Origin of the sequence: Streptomyces sp. NPDC048172, from assembly GCF_043202595.1 — a bacterium.
Taxonomy (GTDB): domain Bacteria; phylum Actinomycetota; class Actinomycetes; order Streptomycetales; family Streptomycetaceae; genus Streptomyces.
In genome coordinates this window covers 354,252-372,010 of sequence record NZ_JBIDAT010000006.1, presented here as the reverse complement: position 1 = coordinate 372,010, position 17,759 = coordinate 354,252, and the positions used below count along the sequence as shown (strand labels likewise).

At 72.5% G+C, this 17,759-nt stretch carries 19 protein-coding genes and 1 pseudogene; 8 read left to right on the top strand and 12 right to left on the bottom strand.

Annotation, left to right across the window (positions count from 1 at the left end; genetic code table 11):
- The first annotated feature begins 38 nt into the window (after positions 1–38).
- Positions 39–1,574: an APC family permease gene (locus ACGF3A_RS27425; protein WP_393732999.1), complete on the top strand. Its 1,536-nt coding sequence runs from the start codon at positions 39–41 to the stop codon at positions 1,572–1,574.
- 69 nt (positions 1,575–1,643) lie between these two features.
- On the opposite strand, the gene ACGF3A_RS27420 is transcribed toward ACGF3A_RS27425, so the two are convergent.
- Positions 1,644–2,444, bottom strand: coding sequence for an acetoacetate decarboxylase family protein (locus tag ACGF3A_RS27420; protein ID WP_393732998.1), 801 nt, complete (start codon positions 2,442–2,444; stop codon positions 1,644–1,646).
- A 212-nt stretch (positions 2,445–2,656) separates the two neighbouring features.
- Between ACGF3A_RS27420 and ACGF3A_RS27415 the strand changes: the two genes are divergently transcribed.
- Both ACGF3A_RS27415 and ACGF3A_RS27410 read left to right on the top strand, forming a co-directional pair.
- A complete protein-coding gene (locus ACGF3A_RS27415) occupies positions 2,657–4,021 on the top strand; it encodes a glutamine synthetase family protein (protein ID WP_393732997.1) in 1,365 nt (454 codons plus the stop codon).
- Between the two features lie 10 nt (positions 4,022–4,031).
- The gene (locus ACGF3A_RS27410; RefSeq protein ID WP_393732996.1) at positions 4,032–5,312 is read left to right on the top strand and encodes a cytochrome P450; all 1,281 of its coding nucleotides are present in this window, start codon (positions 4,032–4,034) and stop codon (positions 5,310–5,312) included.
- Here the strand turns inward: ACGF3A_RS27410 and ACGF3A_RS27405 are convergent.
- Genes ACGF3A_RS27405 through ACGF3A_RS27395 form a run of 3 tightly spaced genes read right to left on the bottom strand, consistent with a single transcriptional unit; the run spans position 5,299 to position 6,922 of the window.
- The gene (locus ACGF3A_RS27405) at positions 5,299–6,072 is read right to left on the bottom strand and encodes a DUF899 family protein (protein ID WP_393732995.1); all 774 of its coding nucleotides are present in this window, start codon (positions 6,070–6,072) and stop codon (positions 5,299–5,301) included. The genes ACGF3A_RS27410 and ACGF3A_RS27405 overlap by 14 nt on opposite strands.
- Positions 6,073–6,104: 32 nt before the next feature.
- Positions 6,105–6,446, bottom strand: a complete 342-nt coding sequence (locus tag ACGF3A_RS27400) for an ArsR/SmtB family transcription factor (RefSeq protein WP_393732994.1) — start codon at positions 6,444–6,446, stop codon at positions 6,105–6,107.
- Positions 6,443–6,922 (bottom strand): SRPBCC domain-containing protein, encoded by a 480-nt coding sequence (locus ACGF3A_RS27395; protein ID WP_393732993.1) that lies wholly within the window; start codon positions 6,920–6,922, stop codon positions 6,443–6,445. Before ACGF3A_RS27395 ends, ACGF3A_RS27400 begins: the two co-directional genes overlap by 4 nt.
- A gap of 164 nt (positions 6,923–7,086) precedes the next feature.
- Here ACGF3A_RS27395 and ACGF3A_RS27390 point away from each other — a divergent pair, with 164 nt between their 5' ends.
- On the top strand, positions 7,087–7,422 hold the full coding sequence (locus tag ACGF3A_RS27390) for a DUF6191 domain-containing protein (RefSeq protein ID WP_393732992.1): 336 nt from the start codon (positions 7,087–7,089) through the stop codon (positions 7,420–7,422).
- Here the strand turns inward: ACGF3A_RS27390 and ACGF3A_RS27385 are convergent.
- The 3 genes from ACGF3A_RS27385 to ACGF3A_RS27375 form a co-directional block, all read right to left on the bottom strand.
- Positions 7,396–9,060: an amidohydrolase gene (locus tag ACGF3A_RS27385; protein ID WP_393732991.1), complete on the bottom strand. Its 1,665-nt coding sequence runs from the start codon at positions 9,058–9,060 to the stop codon at positions 7,396–7,398. The genes ACGF3A_RS27390 and ACGF3A_RS27385 overlap by 27 nt on opposite strands.
- 39 nt (positions 9,061–9,099) lie before the next feature.
- Positions 9,100–9,966, bottom strand: a complete 867-nt coding sequence (locus ACGF3A_RS27380; RefSeq protein WP_393732990.1) for a mycofactocin-coupled SDR family oxidoreductase — start codon at positions 9,964–9,966, stop codon at positions 9,100–9,102.
- A 128-nt stretch (positions 9,967–10,094) separates the two neighbouring features.
- On the bottom strand, positions 10,095–10,835 hold the full coding sequence (locus tag ACGF3A_RS27375) for a TetR/AcrR family transcriptional regulator (RefSeq protein ID WP_393732989.1): 741 nt from the start codon (positions 10,833–10,835) through the stop codon (positions 10,095–10,097).
- A 137-nt stretch (positions 10,836–10,972) separates the two neighbouring features.
- Between ACGF3A_RS27375 and ACGF3A_RS27370 the strand changes: the two genes are divergently transcribed.
- Positions 10,973–12,442 carry a serine hydrolase domain-containing protein gene (locus ACGF3A_RS27370; RefSeq protein WP_393732988.1) on the top strand — a complete coding sequence of 490 codons (1,470 nt, stop codon included), beginning with the start codon at positions 10,973–10,975 and terminating at the stop codon, positions 12,440–12,442.
- Positions 12,443–12,446: 4 nt separating this feature from the next.
- Here the strand turns inward: ACGF3A_RS27370 and ACGF3A_RS27365 are convergent, their stop codons facing one another.
- Both ACGF3A_RS27365 and ACGF3A_RS27360 read right to left on the bottom strand, forming a co-directional pair.
- Entirely contained in the window at positions 12,447–12,908 is a 462-nt protein-coding gene (locus ACGF3A_RS27365; RefSeq protein ID WP_393732987.1) for a hypothetical protein, read from the bottom strand.
- 40 nt (positions 12,909–12,948) lie between these two features.
- Positions 12,949–13,605 (bottom strand): hypothetical protein, encoded by a 657-nt coding sequence (locus ACGF3A_RS27360; protein ID WP_393732986.1) that lies wholly within the window; start codon positions 13,603–13,605, stop codon positions 12,949–12,951.
- 103 nt (positions 13,606–13,708) lie between these two features.
- Here ACGF3A_RS27360 and ACGF3A_RS27355 point away from each other — a divergent pair, with 103 nt between their 5' ends.
- Both ACGF3A_RS27355 and ACGF3A_RS27350 read left to right on the top strand, forming a co-directional pair.
- Positions 13,709–14,323: a TetR family transcriptional regulator gene (locus tag ACGF3A_RS27355; RefSeq protein ID WP_393732985.1), complete on the top strand. Its 615-nt coding sequence runs from the start codon at positions 13,709–13,711 to the stop codon at positions 14,321–14,323.
- A complete protein-coding gene (locus ACGF3A_RS27350; protein ID WP_393732984.1) occupies positions 14,320–14,799 on the top strand; it encodes an NUDIX domain-containing protein in 480 nt (159 codons plus the stop codon). Before ACGF3A_RS27355 ends, ACGF3A_RS27350 begins: the two co-directional genes overlap by 4 nt.
- 4 nt (positions 14,800–14,803) lie before the next feature.
- Here ACGF3A_RS27350 and ACGF3A_RS27345 read toward each other — a convergent pair.
- Positions 14,804–15,082 (bottom strand): annotated as a pseudogene (locus ACGF3A_RS27345) (GNAT family N-acetyltransferase); the annotation flags it as partial.
- On the opposite strand from ACGF3A_RS27345, the gene ACGF3A_RS27340 reads away from it, so the two are divergent.
- Entirely contained in the window at positions 15,076–15,570 is a 495-nt protein-coding gene (locus ACGF3A_RS27340; protein ID WP_393732983.1) for an LURP-one-related/scramblase family protein, read from the top strand. The pseudogene ACGF3A_RS27345 and the gene ACGF3A_RS27340 overlap by 7 nt on opposite strands.
- A gap of 43 nt (positions 15,571–15,613) precedes the next feature.
- Here the strand turns inward: ACGF3A_RS27340 and ACGF3A_RS27335 are convergent, their stop codons facing one another.
- Positions 15,614–17,170 (bottom strand): MFS transporter, encoded by a 1,557-nt coding sequence (locus tag ACGF3A_RS27335; protein WP_393732982.1) that lies wholly within the window; start codon positions 17,168–17,170, stop codon positions 15,614–15,616.
- Positions 17,167–17,757 carry a TetR/AcrR family transcriptional regulator gene (locus ACGF3A_RS27330; protein ID WP_393732981.1) on the bottom strand — a complete coding sequence of 197 codons (591 nt, stop codon included), beginning with the start codon at positions 17,755–17,757 and terminating at the stop codon, positions 17,167–17,169. Before ACGF3A_RS27330 ends, ACGF3A_RS27335 begins: the two co-directional genes overlap by 4 nt.
- Between the last annotated feature and the right edge of the window lie 2 nt (positions 17,758–17,759).

The window sequence follows — 17,759 nt, the reverse complement described above, 5'->3', positions numbered from 1 at the left end:
TACGGGTTCAAACGATAGCGCGTTCTCGGGAGTCCGGTATGGCAGTCCCATCCCAGCAGGCAGCAGAGGTCCCTCCGGCGGCGCAGCGGCGGCGCATCGGCGTTCCGGGCCTCGTCTTCTTCGTCGTCGCGGCCTCCGCGCCGCTGACCGTGGCGGCGGGCGGCATCCCGCAGTCCCTCGGCGTCACCGGGGTCATCGGCCTCCCACTGCTCTACCTGCTGATCACCGCGGTCCTCGCGCTCTTCAGCGCCGGGTACGCCGCGATGAGCCGCCGCATCACCGGAGCGGGCGCGTTCTACGCGTACGCGGCGCAGGGCCTGGGCCGGGTGCCCGGCGTCGGGACGGCCTTCGTGGCCCTGCTCTCGTACAACGCGATGCAGATCGGCATCGCGGGGCTCTTCGGCGCCGTCGCCTCGGACTTCGTCGAGGCGCGGACGGGCGCGGAGATCCCCTGGTGGGTCCTGGTGTTCGGCTGCGCCGCGCTCGTCGGCTTCCTCGGCTACCGGCGCGTGGACCTGAGCGCGCGGGTCCTCGCGGTGCTGCTGGCCGTCGAGTTCGCCACGGTGCTCGTCTTCGACATCGGGCAGTTCGCGCACGCGCCGCACGGCGTCTCGGCGGAGCCGCTGACCTGGAGCGCCGCCGTGCACGGCCCGCTGGGCCTGACGCTGTGCTTCGTCTTCGCCGCCTTCATGGGCTTCGAGTCGGCGGCGCTCTACAGCGAGGAGTGCCGCGACCCGCGGCGTACGGTCGCGCGGGCGACGTATCTCGCGGTCGCGCTGATCGGCGGCTTCTACGCCTTCACGGCGTGGGCCATGATCGTCGGCGCGGGGACGGGGGAGGCCGGGGCGATGGCGGGGAAGTACGGGGCCGACATGATGTTCGTGCTGGGGGAGCACGCCACGGGTCCCGCCTTCTCCGACATCGCCCAGTTCTTCTTCCTCACCAGCCTGCTGGCGGCGCTGCTCTCGTTCCACAACGCGGTGGCCCGCTACATCCGTTCGCTCGGCCGCGAGGCCGTGCTGCCGGTGTTCCTGGGGGCCGCGCACCCCCGGCACGGCTCGCCGCACCGGGGCTCGCTGGTGCAGACGGCGCTCACCTTCGCCGTGGTCGGCGCCTTCGCGCTGGCCGGGCGCGACCCGGTCGCCGATCTCTTCACCTGGCTGACCAACCTCGGCGCGCTCGGCGTGATCCTGCTGCTCCTCGTCACCTCGGCGGCCGTCGTCCGCTTCTTCGCGGGCGGCCCCGGAGCGCGCGGCGGGGCGGGGGCCGGGGCGGGGGCGGGGGACGAGTCCGTGTGGAACAGGCTGCTCGCGCCGCTCGCCGCGGGCATCGCGCTCGCCGTCATCTTCTCGCTCGGCCTCACCAACTTCGGCGCGCAGCTCGGTGTCGCACCCGGCAACCCGCTGCGCTGGATCTTCCCCGGGCTCGTCCTCGTCGCGGCCGTCCTCGGCCTCGCCTGGGGAGTGTGGCTGCGCGCCGCGCGGCCCGCCACGTACCGCGGTATCGGCACGGCCGCCGCGGTGGAGGACGACACCGTGGAAGGAACGGAAGGAGACGCCCGTGCCGCGGCATGACGTGCCGTGCGCCGGCCATCGGGGGGAGGGGGCGGGCCGGATCCCGGTCCGCCCCCTGCGCCCCGGCGCTCAGCTCCCCGCGGTCCGCCGCTCCAGCTGGGTGCCGCCGTTCCAGCAGACGCCGATCTGGCGGTAGTACGCGCCGATCGGCTCCTCGACGCGCAGCGCCGCCAGTTCCTCGGACGGCGCCTCGAACAGCTCCAGTTCGGCGTCGCCCGCCCAGGGCTGCCCGCCCTCGAAGGAGGCGGCGCCGCTCGCGATCAGCTCGTCGAGGGCGAGGCCCCGGCCGTCGATGGCGGGCAGCCGCCGGTGGTGCGCCATGGCGTGGGCGTTCACGAATCCGTTGGACGAGGACGGGCCGCGCAGCGTCACCACGGCCTGCGCCAGCCGCCGGTCGCCCGCCGCCAGCGTCGCGCCGAGGACGGCCCCGGCCCCCAGCCGCGGCGCCGGGCCGTACGGATGCGGCCTGGTCAGATGGATCGAGCCGAGCTTCTTCGGGTACCCCTGGTGGATGCCGCGCGCGAGCGCGAAGTCCTTGTCCACCCAGATGTGGACGCAGCGCGAGTACGTCCGGCCCCGGTAGCCGCACCGTACGGCCGCGAAGCACTCCTTGTACTGGCTGCGCACCGGGTCGAGCAGCTCCTCGCGGCTCTCCCCGCAGGACTGCCAGTCGGCCCAGATCAGCGCGACGGCCCCGGGGTCCTCCTCGGCGGGTTCGAGCGGCGCGGGCAGCAGCTCGCGCACCCGCGCCGGGTCCGTGCGGTACTCGACGGTGAGCAGGTCGCCCGAGTAGTGCCAGGGGGGCGGGGGGATCAGGGCCGCGCGGCCCGTGGCGGTCAAGGGCGGGAAGAATCCGCGGACTTCCGGCATCGGAGCTCCTTGGACGAGGAGTGTCGTTTGGGCCCGTACGATAGGCGCCTCCCCGGGGTCTGTCATGGGTGCGGGCGCCTACGGATTCCGCCGTGGATTCCGGCGTGGATTCCGTCCGGGAGTCTTGCCGGGCGGGGGCCGGGCTCGTAACGTTTGATCCCAAACGAACGGACGGTCCCGCCGCGAGTCCGGCCCCCGCAGGGAGAGTTCACGTGAGCGATGCACACGAAGGACACGAAGGAAAAGCCGAGGCGGCCTTCACCTCGCTGCGCGCCCAGGGCATCGACGTGGTCCGGGTGATCTATTCGGACATCATCGGCGTCGACCGCGCCCGCGACATCCTCCTCGACCACCTCCCCGACGCGTGCGGAAGCGGACTGTCGTTCTGCCGCGCCGTCTACCACACCACCCCGCAGGGCGACGTCGTCCCCGTCACGGGCGGGCTGGAGGCCGGGCTCCCCGACATCGGCGTCCGCCTCGACCTGGACACCCTGCACCCGCTGCCCTGGGAGCCCGGGGTCGCCTGGTGCCTGGGCGACGCGTACGACCACGCCACGGGCCGCGCCGTGCCCGAGTCGCCCCGCGACCTGCTGCGCGGCGTCGTGGACTGGTGCGGCCGGGACCAGCGCGCCGTCGTCGGCCCCGAGCTGGAGTACTACCTGTGCGAGCCGGACACCGACCCCGCCTCCACCACCGGCTGGCGCCCGTACGGCCCGGCTCCGGGCAACGTGTACAGCGCCGGGCGGCGCGGCGACCCCGACCGCCATCTGCTGCGCACCATGCGGCACATGAAGGAGCTGGACATCGGGGCCATCGCGGGCAACCACGAGTTCTCCAGCGGCCAGTTCGAGATCAACCTCACCCACTCGTACGCGCTGGACGCCGCCGACCGCGCCTTTCGCTTCAAGGCCGCCGTCAAGGAGATCGCCCGTACGGAGGGCAGGATGGCCACCTTCATGGCCAAGCCCTTCAACGACGAGGGCGGCTCCGGATTCCACCTCCACCTCTCCCTCGTGGACGCCGACGGCGCCAACGTCTTCGACGCCCCGGACGAGCCGTACGGCCTCTCCAAGAGCGCCCGTTACGCCATCGCCGGAGTCCTCGCGCACGCGCCCGCGCTGGCCGCGCTGCTCAACCCGACCGTCAACTCCTACAAGCGCTTCGGGCCCGACACCCTCGCGCCCTGGCTCATCGACTGGGGCCTGGACAACCGCAGCGCGATGGTGCGTGTGCCGCCCGAGCGCGGCGCGGGGGCCCGGCTGGAGATGCGGCTCGGCGACGCCGCCGCCAACCCCTACCTCGCCGTCGCCGGAACCCTCGCGGCCGTCGGCCTCGGCATCCGCGACAAGCAGGAGCCGCCCGCGCCCCTGGAGGGCTACGGATACGGCGGGGACGCGCCCCGGCTGCCCGGCACCCTCGGGGAGGCGCTCGACGCGCTCGCCGCCGACACCCGGCTCGGCGAGGTGCTCGGCGCGGCCTTCACCGACAGCTTCCTCACCTACAAGCGCAACGAGATCGAACGGTTCCAGCAGTTCATCACCGACTGGGAGTTCAGGGAGTACGCCGTCCTGATGTGAAAGGAGCCCCATGTCCACCGCCACGTCCGAGCCTCCGGTGCCGCTGCCCCTCTCCCAGGTCGATCTCGCCGACACCGACCGCTTCACGGACGGCGCGACCCCCTGGCGGATGTTCGACACGCTGCGCCGCGAGGACCCGGTGCACTGGCAGCCGGAACCGGCCCCCAACAGCGGCTTCTGGGCGCTCACCCGGCACGAGGACATCGTGCGCGCCGACCGCGACACCGAGACGTTCACCTCCACCCGGTTCACCAACCTCGAAGAGGTCGACGCGGGGCAGCGGGCCATCCGCCGCTCCCTCCTGGAGACGGACGGCCCGCGCCACCAGGCGCTCCGCCGTGTCCTGCACAAGCAGTTCACGCCGCGCGCCGTCGCCACGTACGCGACGTTCCTGCGCGGGCTGACCGGACGGACGCTGGACGCGGCGCTCGTCAAGGGCGGCTTCGACTTCGTACGGGAGATCTCGGCGGACTTCCCGATCAACGTGCTCGCCCGGATGCTCGACGTGCCCGAGGACGACACCCAGCAGCTCATCGACTGGGGCAACCGCCTCATCGGCAACACCGACCCCGACTACGCGGACGTGCTCCTCGGCAGCGAGGAGAGCGAGCGCTACCGCGAGCTGCCCTTCCGCAGCCCCGCCGCGCTGGAGGTCTTCGCCTACGGCCGTGAGCTGGCGGCACGGCGGCGCGGCGGCCGGGGCGAGGACCTGGTCAGCAGGCTCGTCAACACCGTCCCCATGGACGGCGTGCCGCTCAGCGACCGGGACTTCGACAACTACTTCCTGCTCCTGGTCGTCGCGGGCAACGAGACGACCCGGCACGCCATCTCGCACTCCATGCTCGCCCTCATCAACCACCCCGCCGAACGCGCCCGGCTCCAGGCCGACCCCGCGCTGATACCGGTCGCCGTCGAGGAGTTCCTGCGCTGGGCCTCGCCCGTCTACCACTTCCGGCGCACCGCGACCCGGGACGTCGAGCTGGGCGGCAAGCGGATCAGGGAGGGCGACAAGGTGGTCCTGTGGTTCGCCTCCGGCAACCGCGACGAGGCCGTCTTCCCCGACCCGTACCGCTTCGACGTGACCCGCGAGAACAACGACCACGTCACCTTCGGCAAAGGCAGCCCGCACTTCTGCCTCGGCAACGCGCTGGCCCGCCTGGAGATCCGCGTCATGTTCGAGGAACTCCTGCCCCGCCTCGCCGACATCCGCCTCACCGGCGAGGTACGCCGCGTCCGCTCCAACTTCGTCAACGGCATCAAGGAGCTCCCGGTAGAGATCACCCTCGCCTGAGCGCGAGATCGTCGGAGTGTCCGGCGGCGAGGCGGGCCCACTGGGGGAGGGGGCGCCCGTCGCGGCGCAGCGGGCTGGACCCTTCGGCGACGTGCCGGGCGACCGGCCAGCCGGGCGGCGAGTCCTCCCAGGGCTCCTGGCGTCCGTACGGGGTGCGGTCCATCAGCCGGTAGCTGCAGTCCATCGCCTCCACGCCGCGATCCGTCGTCCAGTACGTCTCGTGGACGCGGTCGCCGTCACGCAGGTAGCAGACCAGGTGCGTGATCCCGACGCGGCGGCCGACGAGGAGCGTGTCCTGCGAGGGGAGGGCCGAGTACCAGGGCATGTCCCAGCCCATGAAGTCCCGGTAGCGGCGGCTCTCCTCGTACGGGCCCTGGCAGAGGACCGCGTAGGTGATGTCACGGGAGTGCAGGTAGGACAGCTCCTGGACCTGGCTGGTGACCCAGGTGCAGCCCTCGCACTGGTCGGCCGCCCCGTGGCCGTCGTGCCACATGAAGAAGTAGGCGAGGAGCTGCCGCCGTCCCTCGAACGCGTCGAGCAGGGTCATCGGCCCGTCGGGGCCCGTCAGTTCGAGGTCGGCGGCCACCTCGACCATGGGCAGGCGGCGCCGGGCCGCCGCGATCGCGTCGCCCTCGCGGGTGTGCGCCTTCTCGCGGACCCGCAGCTTGTCCAGCTCCGCCTGGAAGGCGGCCCGGTCGGCGACGGGCGGCATCCCGATGCCGTGCTTCTCGTGCTTCTCGTGCTCGTCGTGCGTGGTCATGGTCGTGTCCCCTCGTCTTACGTCGTACGTCGTCAGTCGTGGGCTTCCGGAGCGGCCGGGCCGGGGCCCTCCGCCAGCTCCTTGATCCGCAGCAGGCGGTTCTCCCAGGAGCGGCCGATACGGTCGAGTTCCCTGGCCAGTGCGCCGAGCCTGGCGCCGACGGCGACGTGGACGACCTCGCGCCCGCGCTGCTCGGACTCGACGAGGCCGACCTCGCGCAGCACCTCCAGGTGCTTGCCGATCGCCTGACGGCTCACCGGCAGCTCGCGGGCCAGCGCGGAGGCCGACATGGGGCCCTTGCCGAGGTGGGTGAGGATCTCCCAGCGCGTCGGATCCCCGAGCGCGGCACACATGACGGGGAGGGGGGCGGTCACGCGGCGGACTTCTCGGCGAACGCCTTCGCGGCCGCCAGCTCGGTGAGCCACCCCTCGTCGTTGCCCTCGCGCTCCTTCAGCCACGCGGCGGGGTCGTCGGCGAGGCCGGAGAACCCGCTCTCGACGACGCGCAGCGTCACGCCGCCGCCGTCCCGCTCGTCGATCCAGAACTCGACCAGCGTCGAGGGCGTCGTCTCGTCCCGGTACGGGGTGCCGATCCAGCGGAACGCGGCGTAACGCGGCTTGTCCAGCTCCACCGTCCGGAACCGGAACTCGCCCAGCGTCGGATGGCGCAGCACGGCCATGTCGCCCTCGTACCGCAGGTCGGGCTCGGCCTCGACCGTGCCGTCGTTGACGTACCAGCCGGGGCGCGCGACCAGCTCCCAGACCCGCTCGGCCGGAGCGTCGATGTCGATCTGCCGCGCGATCCGGTCGAGCTCGGCGAGCTCGGTCTCGGTGTGTCCTGCGTAGCTCATGACCTTCTCCTTCGTCGTGCCAGCCCTCAACCTGCTACCCCACGGTTGCACATCGCGCGCGCTCCTGCAACCCGGAGGTTGCGGGAATGGTCTCCGCCGCACGGGGGAGGCAGCTCCTCCGCGCGGCCGATCCCCGTGCGCCCCGGGCCGACAAGGCTGGACGCATGGCGATCTGGCTCATGTCGTTCCCGGCGTTCGTGTGTCTGCTGGCCCTGTTCGCCCTCGCGGAGGGCGTGTGGCGGTGGACCACGGGACTGGGCGTGCTCCCGTGGGTACGGCGGCGCTCGGGACGGTCGCTGTCGAGCATCGCCTTCGACGAGTTCACGGCCGTCGTGAACGGGAACAAGACGGCGGAGCTGGAGCAGCGCCGCGTGGAACTGCTGCTCCGCGACGACGAGACCGACGGCGCCCCGCCCCGCTCCAGCGTCGACCTGACCGGGGGCACGGCACGCATCGTGGTGCCGCGAGAGAAGTTACCGAGCGGCGGGCCGGGGCGCTGACGCGTCGAAGGCCAGGTCGCCCTCGATGAAGGTCATCCTGACCCCCGTGGCGTGCACGCGGGTGACCGGTACGTCGAAGGGGTTCTGGTCGACCACGACGAGGTCGGCGAGCATGCCCGGTTCGATGCGGCCGACGCGGTGCGTCATGCCCTCCTGGCGTGCGGCGTTGACCGTGAACAGGTCGAACGCCTGGTCAAGGGTGATGGCCTGGGACGCGCCGAAGGAGTCGGCGCTGCCTCCTGGGCGCTGCCGGGTGACGAGCGTCTCGATGGCGGACCACGGGTTCACCGACGGGACGACGCACCAGTCCGAGCCCGGCACGACCAGGGCGCGGGCTTCGAGCATGTCGCGTACCGGCCAGACGCGTTCGATCGCGTCCGGCCCCACGGCCGCCGCGATGTCGGCGCAGATGGGGGAGGGCTGCCACAGATACGGCGAGACCTCGAACGTCGCGCCGATCCGCGTCGCGCGCTCGATGTCGTTCTTCGCCACGAACGTGCAGTGCCCGACGTTGTGCATGCAGGGGCCGGGCCCGTTGGCCGTACGGGCGGCCTCGACGGCGTCCAGCGCCGCCCGGACCGCCGCGTCCCCGGCGGCGTGGAACTTGACCGTGAGGCCCATGCGGTCGAACCGGGTCACGGCCTCGTCGAGGGCGGCGGGCGCGATCGCGAGCATCCCGTACCGGTTCGACTCGTCACCCCGTCCCTCCGGCGTGTCCTGGTAGGGCGTGAGCATGGCCGCCGTACGGCTGTCGGTCGGCACCCCGTCGAGGAAGATCTTCACGCAGTCGGGCGCGAGATGGCGGCTCGCGCACAGGTTCCGGGTGGCGATCACGTCCTCGCACACGGGGTCCTGGGGGGACCACACGAGGGAGAGGCGGACCCGCTGCCGTACGGCTCCGCGCGCGTCGAGCCGCGTATAGGCGCGCAGTTCGGCGTGCGGCCCGGCGGTGAACCCGACCGCGGCCTCGGTGAAGGACGTGATCCCGTACGAGAGCATCTCCCCGAGCGACCACTCCAGGGCCGCCTCGACCTCCTCGTCGGCCGGGCGGGGGGCCGAGGCGGCGAGCGTGTCGACGGCGGTCTCGCGCTGGACCCCGCTCGGGCCGCCCGCGGCGTCCCGCTCGAAGTAGCCGCCCGGCGGGTCCGGGGTGCCGGGACCGATCCCGGCGGCCTTGAGCGCCGCGCTGTTCGCCCAGGAGCTGTGGCCGCTGGTGTCCTCCAGGACGACGGGGTTGCCGGGCGCGACGGTGTCGAGCAGGGTCCGGTCGGGGACGGTGCCGAGCGCGGACGCGTCCCACTGCCCGCCGAGGACCCACGCGCCGGGCGCGGCCCGGGACACGTGCTCGGCCACGATGCGGAGGGTCTCGGCGAGGCTGGAGCCCTGCGGGATCTTGCAGCGCCGCTCGCGGATCCCGGCGTAGACGGGGTGCACATGCAGGTCGTGCAGTCCGGGGAGGACGGTGTCGCCGCCCAGGTCGAAGACCCGCGTGTCCGGGCCGCTCCGTTGCAGCACGTCCTCGCGGCCGCCGACCGCGACGATGACCCCGGCACGTACGGCGAGCCCCTCGGCCCAGCCCGACGACACCCTGACGCGCCCGCCCACCAGGATCGTGTCCGCGTACTGATGACCGGTCATGGTGCTCCACCTCCGGCTCGGCGACGGCTACGTGGCGAATCAACGGCGGTTGATGTACCCGGCGTCCACGGGCAGCGTGACGCCGGTGACGTAGCGGGCCTCGTCCGAGGCCAGCCACAGGACGGCGTTGGACACGTCGACCGGCTCGATCATCTCGACCGGAAGGGCGTTCGCCCCTCCCGCCGACAGGACCGGGTCCTGCGCGACGAACTCGACCATCGCCGGATCGGCGACCATGCGGGTGGCGACGCCGGTGGGGTGCACGGAGTTCACCCTGATGCTGTGCGGGGCCAGGTTGTTGGCGTACGTACGCATCAGCCCGACCAGCCCGTGCTTGGAGGCGGCGTAGCCGAGGCCGCCGTTGCTGGCCCCGCCGATCCCGACGAGCCCGGCGGTGGAGCTGACGATCACGATCGAGCCGCCCCGCTCGGCCTCGATCATCGAGGGGAGGGCCACCTCGACGGTGTGGAAGGCGCCGGTGAGGTTCACCTCGATGGCGTCGTACCACGCCTGCACCCTGTCCTCCACGAGCAGCGGCGCGATCCCGGCGTTGGCGACCACGACGTCGATCTCCCCGAACGCGTCGAGCCCGGCGTCGTACGCCTCCTGCAGCGCGTCCCGGTCGCGTACGTCCGCCTGCCGCGCCACGACGCGGCGGCCCAGCTCCTCCACCTCGCCGACCGCCTCGACCAGGTCCTCCGGCGTCGACTGCGCGTAGGGCACCGTGTCGACGGACCGGCAGATGTCGACGATCACGAGGTCGGCGCCCTCCTCCGCGAGCCGTCGGACATGGCTGCGGCCGAGCCCTCCGGCCGCGCCGGTGACGAAGGCGACCTTGCCGCCGAGACGCCCCTCCGCGCTCCCGGTTCCCCCGGATTCCCGGGTCTCCTCACCGTGCGGGGTCATGTGGGTGATGTACCGCGCGCCGGGCCGCGTGGCCAGGGGGCAAAGGCCCGCCGCCGCACGCGCGTACGCAATCCGGCCGGGGCACGCGCCGGGGCCCGCGCCGGGGCGCGCCCTGGGCGCCGTCGCCGCTAGGACGCCTGGGCCGTCGTGTCGAGCCGGGCCTGGAGTCCGTCGAGGACCCGGTCGAGCCCGTAGTCGAACGCCTCGTCCCGGATCCGCTCCGGAGTCACGTCCTGCCGTGCCGAGCTGCCCTCGCGCACCGCCGGGTGGTCCGCCGACGCCTCCTCGAAGCCCGGCCGCAGGTCCGCCACCCACTGCTCCTCGCTCTTCCCGCTGCGGGCGATCAGCGAGAGGTACGCGGCCTCGGTGGTCGCGGTCCCGAGGACGTACGACGTGAGCACGCCCATGGCCTGGTCCTTCTCGTCGTCCGGGAATCCCGCCGCCTCGAACTGCGCCACCAGCCCGGACGCCATCCGCATCGCGTTGGGCCCGACGTGGACGAGTCCGACCTGGCCGAGTTCGGGCGCGATCCAGGGGTGGCGCAGCGCCATCGCGCGCAGCCCGGCGGCGGTCTCGGCCGCGGCCTCGCGCCACCGCTCGGGGCCGGCCGGTGCGCGTACCTCCAGCTCGCCGTAGATCTCGTCGACGACCAGCTCCATCAGCTCGTCCTTGTGGGCCACGTGCCGGTAGAGGGACGTCGCGGCGGCACCCAGGCGCGTCCCGAGCTTGCGCATGCTGAGGGCCTCCACGCCCTCCGCGTCGAGCAGTTCGATCGCCGCCGACACGATCTGCTCCCGCGTCAGCTGCTCCCGCTGCCGCGGGCGCGGCCGCGTCCACACCGATCCGGTCCGCTTCCCGTCGCCCGCCATACGCCTCCGGCTCCCTCTTCATCCTCTTCATCGGCACGTGTCCGCCCTCACGGTAGCGGACGCCGTTCGCGCCTTGCGTACAGTGTTCCTTCATGCGTACGGTGTTCGCACGCTGATCGCATCGAGTGGGGGCACACATGTCGCAGCACGTGAACTGGGACGAGCAGGGCAGCTGGAGCGCCAAGGGCGAGTGGGGCGCCCGGAGTTCCGCGGGCCGCAGGCTGGACCTCGACCGCTGGCAGGCCCGCCTCGACGCGCTGCGGGCCGCCCATCACGTCCCCGGCGCGTCCCTCGCGATCCTCGTCGACGGCACGGTCCACGAGCTGGCCTCCGGCGTCCTGCACCGCGGCACGGGCGTCGAGACGACCACCGACTCCGTCTTCCAGATGGGCTCGATCGCCAAGCTCTACACGTCCACCCTGATCATGCGGCTCGCCGACGCGGGCCAACTCGACCTGGACAGGCCGGTGGTGGAGGTGCTCCCGGAGTTCAGGACCGCCGACCCCGAGGCGACCAAGGTCATCACCACCCGCCGGCTCCTCAGCCACACCAGCGGCCTCACCTGCGACTTCACGTACGACAGCGGGCGCGGCGACGACTGCCTCGCCACCTACGTCGCGGCCGCGCGGGACGTGGCGCTGGACTGCCCGCCCGGCACCGCGCTCTCGTACAGCAGCGTCGGCTACAACATCCTGGGCCGGATCATCGAGGTCGTCACCGGCAAGGTCTGGGACCAGGCCCTCAAGGACCTCCTCTTCACCCCGCTCGGCCTCACGCACACCATGACGCTGCCCGAGGAGGCGCTGTGCTTCCGCGCCGCGATGAGCCATCTCGGCGAGCCGGGCCAGGACCCCGACCCGGCCCCGTCCTGGGACCTGATGCCGCGCTCGGCCGGTCCGTACGGGCGCGTCATCGCCAGCGCCGGTGACCTCGCACGGCTGGCCCGGATGCACCTCGCGGGCGGCGTGGCCGAGGACGGCACGCGTGTGCTCTCCGAGGAGTCCGTCGAGCTGATGCAGCGCCGCGTCGTCGACTCACCGGACAAGTGGTCGGTCAGCGCGGACGGCTGGGGCCTGGGCTGGACGCTGTACGACTGGAACGGCGTCCAGGGCTACGGCCATGACGGCGCCTCCATCGGCCAGTACGGCTACCTGCGCGTCGTCCCCTCGGCGGGCGTCGCGGTCGCCCTGCTCACCAACGGCGGCGGTGCCCGCGAGGTCTACGCGGCCCTCTACCGCGAACTCCTCGCCGAACTCGCCGACGTGACCATGCCGGAACCCTTCGCCCCGCCCGCCACCCCGCCCACGGTCGACCTCGCCCCGCTCCTCGGCACGTACCGCCGCGAGGGCGTGGTCATCACCGTCACCGAACGGGACGGCGCGGCCCACGTCCGTTACGAGTTCGTCGACGGCATGAAGGACTTCTCCGAGCCCCTGGAGATCGACCTGATCCCCGTCACCGACACGGTCTTCGCGGGCACGGGCGTGGGCGCCGCCTTCAGCGAGGACTACACCCCCGTCGTCTTCTCCGCCCTCCCCGACGGCACCCCCTGCGTCTACATCGGCATGCGCTGCGGCCCGAAGGCGGAGGCGGCGGCAACGGCCTAAGGCCTTAAGGCAGGTCGACGTAGGTTTGCGTATCCCCGTCCCAGCGGAAGCTCAGGGCCTCGTCGCCGATGCCGAGCGTGTCGAGCAGGAGCGTGAGCGCGGGGTCCATGTCGGCGTCCCTCCCGATCCAGACCTGCACCTCGGCGCGACCGTGCTTCATGTCGCAGAGCGCGAACTGGGTTCCCCGGATCCGGAACATCGCGACCTCGACCTCGCTCAGCTCCTCCCAGCTCTGCTCCACCCGGAGCAGCAGCCGGGCGGCGAGCACCTGCAGCGGCGGGCGCAGCCCGGCGACGAGCCGGAGTCCGTCCGAGGCGTGCTGCCACAGCCCGCTCTGGAGCGCCGGGTTCGGATTCCCCTGGTACGAGGAAGCCTGCCACCACCCGGCCTCGGGCCCCGGCACCACGATGTGCCGCCCGCGGGCGCCCCCGCCTCCACTGCCACTGGCACCGTCGCCGTCGCTCACGCCGTCCCCTCGCTCTCGGATCTGCCGAATTGAACCAGACTCAGTTCGCCGCACCGTCGAGCAGCCAGTGGTAGCGGAGCCGGAGCGCCCGCTCCACGCTGGCCATCGCCGTCGCGGCCCCGAGCGCGATGTTGAGCCAGAGCGGCAGGCGGACGGGGGACTCGAAGCTTCCGACGCGGGCGGCGACGGGGGGTATCTCGGAGACCGGTTCGGCGATCTGCAGGACCAGAAGCCCGACACCGACGAGGAGCGCGCTCAGCGAGCAGAGGCCGATCCAGCGGCTCAGCGCCGGGTGGTCACGGTCGAGTCGGGCGCGCCGGCCCTCGGCCGAGGCGGGGTGCGGGGTGAGCTGGCGCTCGGCCCCGTCGGCGGCGACGTGGTGGCAGCGCTTGATCCCGAAGCCGCTCATCGCCACCTCGATCGTGCCGCCGCCCGGCACGGGGAAGACCGCCGGGATCTTCGACTCGGCGTGCAGCCTGCCGTCGCGGTACAGCTGCGCCTTGACGTTCCCGGAGCTCTGGTTCTGCCAGTGCCGTACGTCCACGTCGTACCTCACCGTACGGCCGTGATCCTCCGTCAGCGCCAGCTCGAACAGCGCCCGCCCCGGCAACTGCCACCAGCGGAAGCGCCGCAGCGGCCGCCCGTCTCCCGCCCGCACCCGCCGTACGGCCCGACGCCGCCGCCTCTCCTCGAACATTCGCCAGCCCCTTCCGCGGCCTCGACTAGTACGCCGTACTAGTGCCCTGGGGGCGACGCTAGCACGGTGTACTAGTACGGTGTGCGGAGAGGAGGCGAGGACCGTGACGGAGCGGAAACCGGAAACTGCGGGGCTCAGCACCCGGGGCAAGATCATCGCGGCGGCCGTGGCGATGATCGGCGAGGACGCGGGAGCGAACCTGAGCGTGCGGGCGGTCGCCGCGCGCGCCGGGGTGAGCGTCGGCTCGCTGCGGCACTTCTTCCCCACGCAGCGCGAGCTCCGCGACACCGTGCTCGCCTGCATCTACGATCAGGTGGCCACCGGGGACTGGATCCACGACCGCTCACTCCCGGCCCGGGACCGCCTCGTGGACTGCCTCCGCCAGGTGCTCGCGCCCGCGGGCGCGGGGGAGCAGGCGCGAGAGGCGTGGCGCAAGATCTTCGAAGCCTTCATCGCCCCCGAGCCGACCGAGGAAGCGCGTGCGGCGTACCTCGCCATGGACCGTGAAGGCCAGCGCCGCGTCGAATCCTGGCTGGCGGGCCTCACCCAGGAGGGCGCCCTCGCCCCGGGCGACAACACCCGGCGCGCGAGATTCCTGATGACCGTCCTCAACGGCCTCGCAACCGAACGGGCCCTCCCCGCCGAGGACTCCCTCCTCCACTCCGAAACGGAAACCCTCTACATGGCCGCCGACTGCGTCCTCAACTCCCGCACGTGACGGCGCCCGTGGTGCGGGTCAGCGCCCGTGCCGTTGTCGTGGACCAGGAGGGCCGCGTCCTTCTGGTCCGGCATCGCGACGGTGACCGGGAGTTCCACGTTCTGCCCGGTGGGCGTGTGGAACCAGGTCAGACGGCTGCCGAGGCCGCCCGCCGGGAGGTGGAGGAAGAGACCGGACTGCGGGTCGCCATCGGCGAGCTGCTCTGGGTCCGGGAGTATCTGCCGGACCGGCACCCGGCCGACCTGAACCACCGCACCCGGTCGCAGCAGCTCCAGCTGTACTTCACGGCGCGACTGCTCCCCGGCGCCACGTCCCCGGCGACCGCGCCGGATCGCACCCAGGCAGCCGTCGTCTGGCATCCTCTGCACGCCGTCGGCGAACTGGCCCTGCTTCCGCTCGGGCTGACGGCGCCGCTCGCGGCACTCGGCACGGAAACGGCCGCGAACAGCCCCGTGTACCTCGGCGACCTGCCCTGAACCCGATGGTCAGGCGGTGGTGGCCCCGTTCGTGGATGAGCCACCGGGCCATCGTGCGCACCGTGTCGGTGCCGAGCCCCTTGCCGTGGTGCCGCGCCGTCAGGAAGAGGTCGATGCCGGCGTGGCGGAACTCGGGGTCGGTCTCTTCGTCGAACTGGGCGGCGCCGACGGCCTCGCCCTCGTGGAGCACGGCCAGCATGTCCTCATCCGACCGAGTTCTCGCCGGGCGGCGAGGAGCTGCGCCCGTTCCGGGGGAGTGGGTGGGAGGGTGGAGGCATGAGATATCTCGTACGCGAACGCGTCTTCGGCATCGGCGACGACTTCTGGGTCGAGAACGAGCACGGCGACAAGGCGTTCCTCGTGGACGGCAAGGCGCTGCGGCTGCGTGAGACGTTCGAGCTGAAGGACGCGCAGGGTGAGATCGTCGCCGTCGTACGGAAGAAGCTCGTCAGCATCGGCGACGCCATGAGGATCGAGCGCGACGGCGAGACCCTCGCCACCGTCCGCAAGAAGCGCTTCACCCCGATGCGCGAGGTCTACCGCGCTGAACTGCCCGGCGGGGACGAGCTGGAGATCCGCGGCGATCTCGTCGGCAAGGAGTACGACATCGAGTACGGGGGCGAGCGGCTGGCCCGCATCTCCCGCCAGTGGTTCCGCGTCCGCGACACCTACGCCATCGACGTGCAGCGCCAGGACGCGGACGCGGCACTCCTGATCGCCGTCGCGGTCTGCGTGGACCGGCTCCTGGAGAAGGCCGAGGACGACGACTAGGCCGTCCTGGCCGTGGCGCCCGGACCACCGGTTCTTGTGCTGGTCAGTGGGCGGCTCTGGTGATGTCGGTGCCCTTCGGGGTCAGGAAGAACACCAGGGACGCCACGGCGAGCATGAGGCCGCCGCCGATGAGTCCGGCGGTCTGGAGGGAGTGGGTGAAGGCGTCGGTCGCGTGGGTGGCGAGGCCGGGCATGCCGAGTCTGTCGGCGATGGTGACGGCCGCGCCGAGGGACTCCTCCGCCTGTCCGGCGAGGGCAGGGTCCGCCCAGTGCAGGGTGTCGAACTCCGCGCCGTCGGTGAACCGCGCCCGGAAGCCGAGGGCCGAGATGCTGCCGAGGATCGTGACGCCGAGGGTGCCGCCGAACTCGTAGGCGGTCTCCTCCAGCGCGCCGGCGTTGCCTGCCTTCTCCGCCGGGGCGCCGCCCATGATCATGGCCGAGCCGATGGCGAGGGCGCCCAGGCCCGCTCCGACGAGGCAGAGCGCGACGGTCATGTGCGTGAGGTCCAGGCCGTCGCCCGCGAGCCGGAGGTAGAGCATGCCGATCCCGGCGAGCGCGAGTCCTCCGGCCAGGACGGCGCGGGAGCCGATGCGGCGGCTGAGCGGCGGGGCGACGAGGGAGACGACGGATCCGGCGAGTGCGATCGGCATCAGCCGTATCCCCGACTCGACCGGGCTGACGCCCTGGACGAGCTGGAGCCACTGGGCGACCAGCAGCAGGGCCGCGACCATGGAGAACGTCGCGCCGAGTGCGGCGATGACGCCGGCGGAGAACTGCCGGCCCGCGAAGAGCCGCAGGTCGAGCAGCGGGTGGTCGCTGCGCAGGCTGCGCAGCGCGAACCAGGTGAGGGTCACCGCGGCGATCCCGAGGGCGAGCCAGGCCGAGGGCACGGCGAAGCTGGACTCCTCACCGAACTGCTTGATGGCCCACACGAGAGTGACCATGCCGACCAGGGAGAGGAGCGCGGCGGGCGCGTCCCACCGGCCGGGGTTCTTCGCGCGGGACTCGGTCAGGAGCAGCAGGGCCGCGATGATCCCGGTGACCATGAGCGGCACGTTGACGAGGAACGCGGCGTGCCAGGAGAAGTGGTCCAGCAGGAATCCGCCGACCAGCGGGCCGACGACCGCGCCGAGTCCGGAGGCCGCCGCCCAGATGCTCAGGGCGGTGGCGCGTTCCTTCGGGTCGGTGAAGATGACGCGGATCAGGGAGAGGGTCGTGGGCATGACCATCGCGCCGCCGATGCCCAGGACCGCCCTGACCGCGATCACCTCCCCGGCCGAGTCGGCGGCCAGGATGACCAGGGAGGCGACCGCGAAGACGGCGTAGCCGAGTACGAGCATCCGCTTGCGTCCCCAGCGGTCGGCGATCGCGGCGACGGAGACGAGCAGCCCGGCCAGGACGAGGGAGTAGGCGTCCACGATCCACAACTGCTGGGCACTGGTGGGGTGGAGCTCGGCGGCCATGTCGGGCAGCGCGATGTTCAGGATCGTCATGTCCATCGTGATGACGAGCAGGCTCGCGGTGAGCACCGCGAGCGCGGCCCAGCGCCTGCCGCGGGACAGCTTGGCGACGGGACCGGGCGGGGCGGCGAGCGTGGTCATGACTCTCGGCCTCCGGTCTCGGGCATGGCGAAGATCGCGCGGAGGGCCCGGGTGACGGCCTCCCGGCTGAGCGGGGTGTCGTGCAGGGCGGCGTACATCATCGCCCCGTCGAGATAGACCTCGGCCGCGACGGCCCGCTCCCTGCCGACGTGCACGGCGAGAAGATCGGTCAGGCGGTCGGTCCAGCGCACCGCGAGCGAGCGCAGGCGCGCGTCGGAGGCAGCCGCGGTGACGAGCGCCATGGTGGCGTGCACCTGCCGGGAGTCGGCCAGGAAGTCGTGCATCGACGCGGCCAGGCACTCCGCCAGGTCGTCGCCGGACGCCAGGTCCCGCTCCGTCTGGGCGAGGTAGGCGTCGATCTCGTCCCCGAGCATCCGCAGCGCCGTCTCGCGCAGGTCGTCGATCGATGCGAAGTAGCGGGTGGTCGACCCCAGGGCCACCCCAGCCCGCGCCGCGACCGCCCGGTGCGTCAGCGTCGCCGCCCCCTGCTCGACGATGAGCTCCGCCGCCGCCTCCAGGATCACCCGCCGCGTCGCCTCGGGGTCCCGCTTCCTCGGTCCGGGGTCCGCCGCCGTGTGCGCGGTCATAG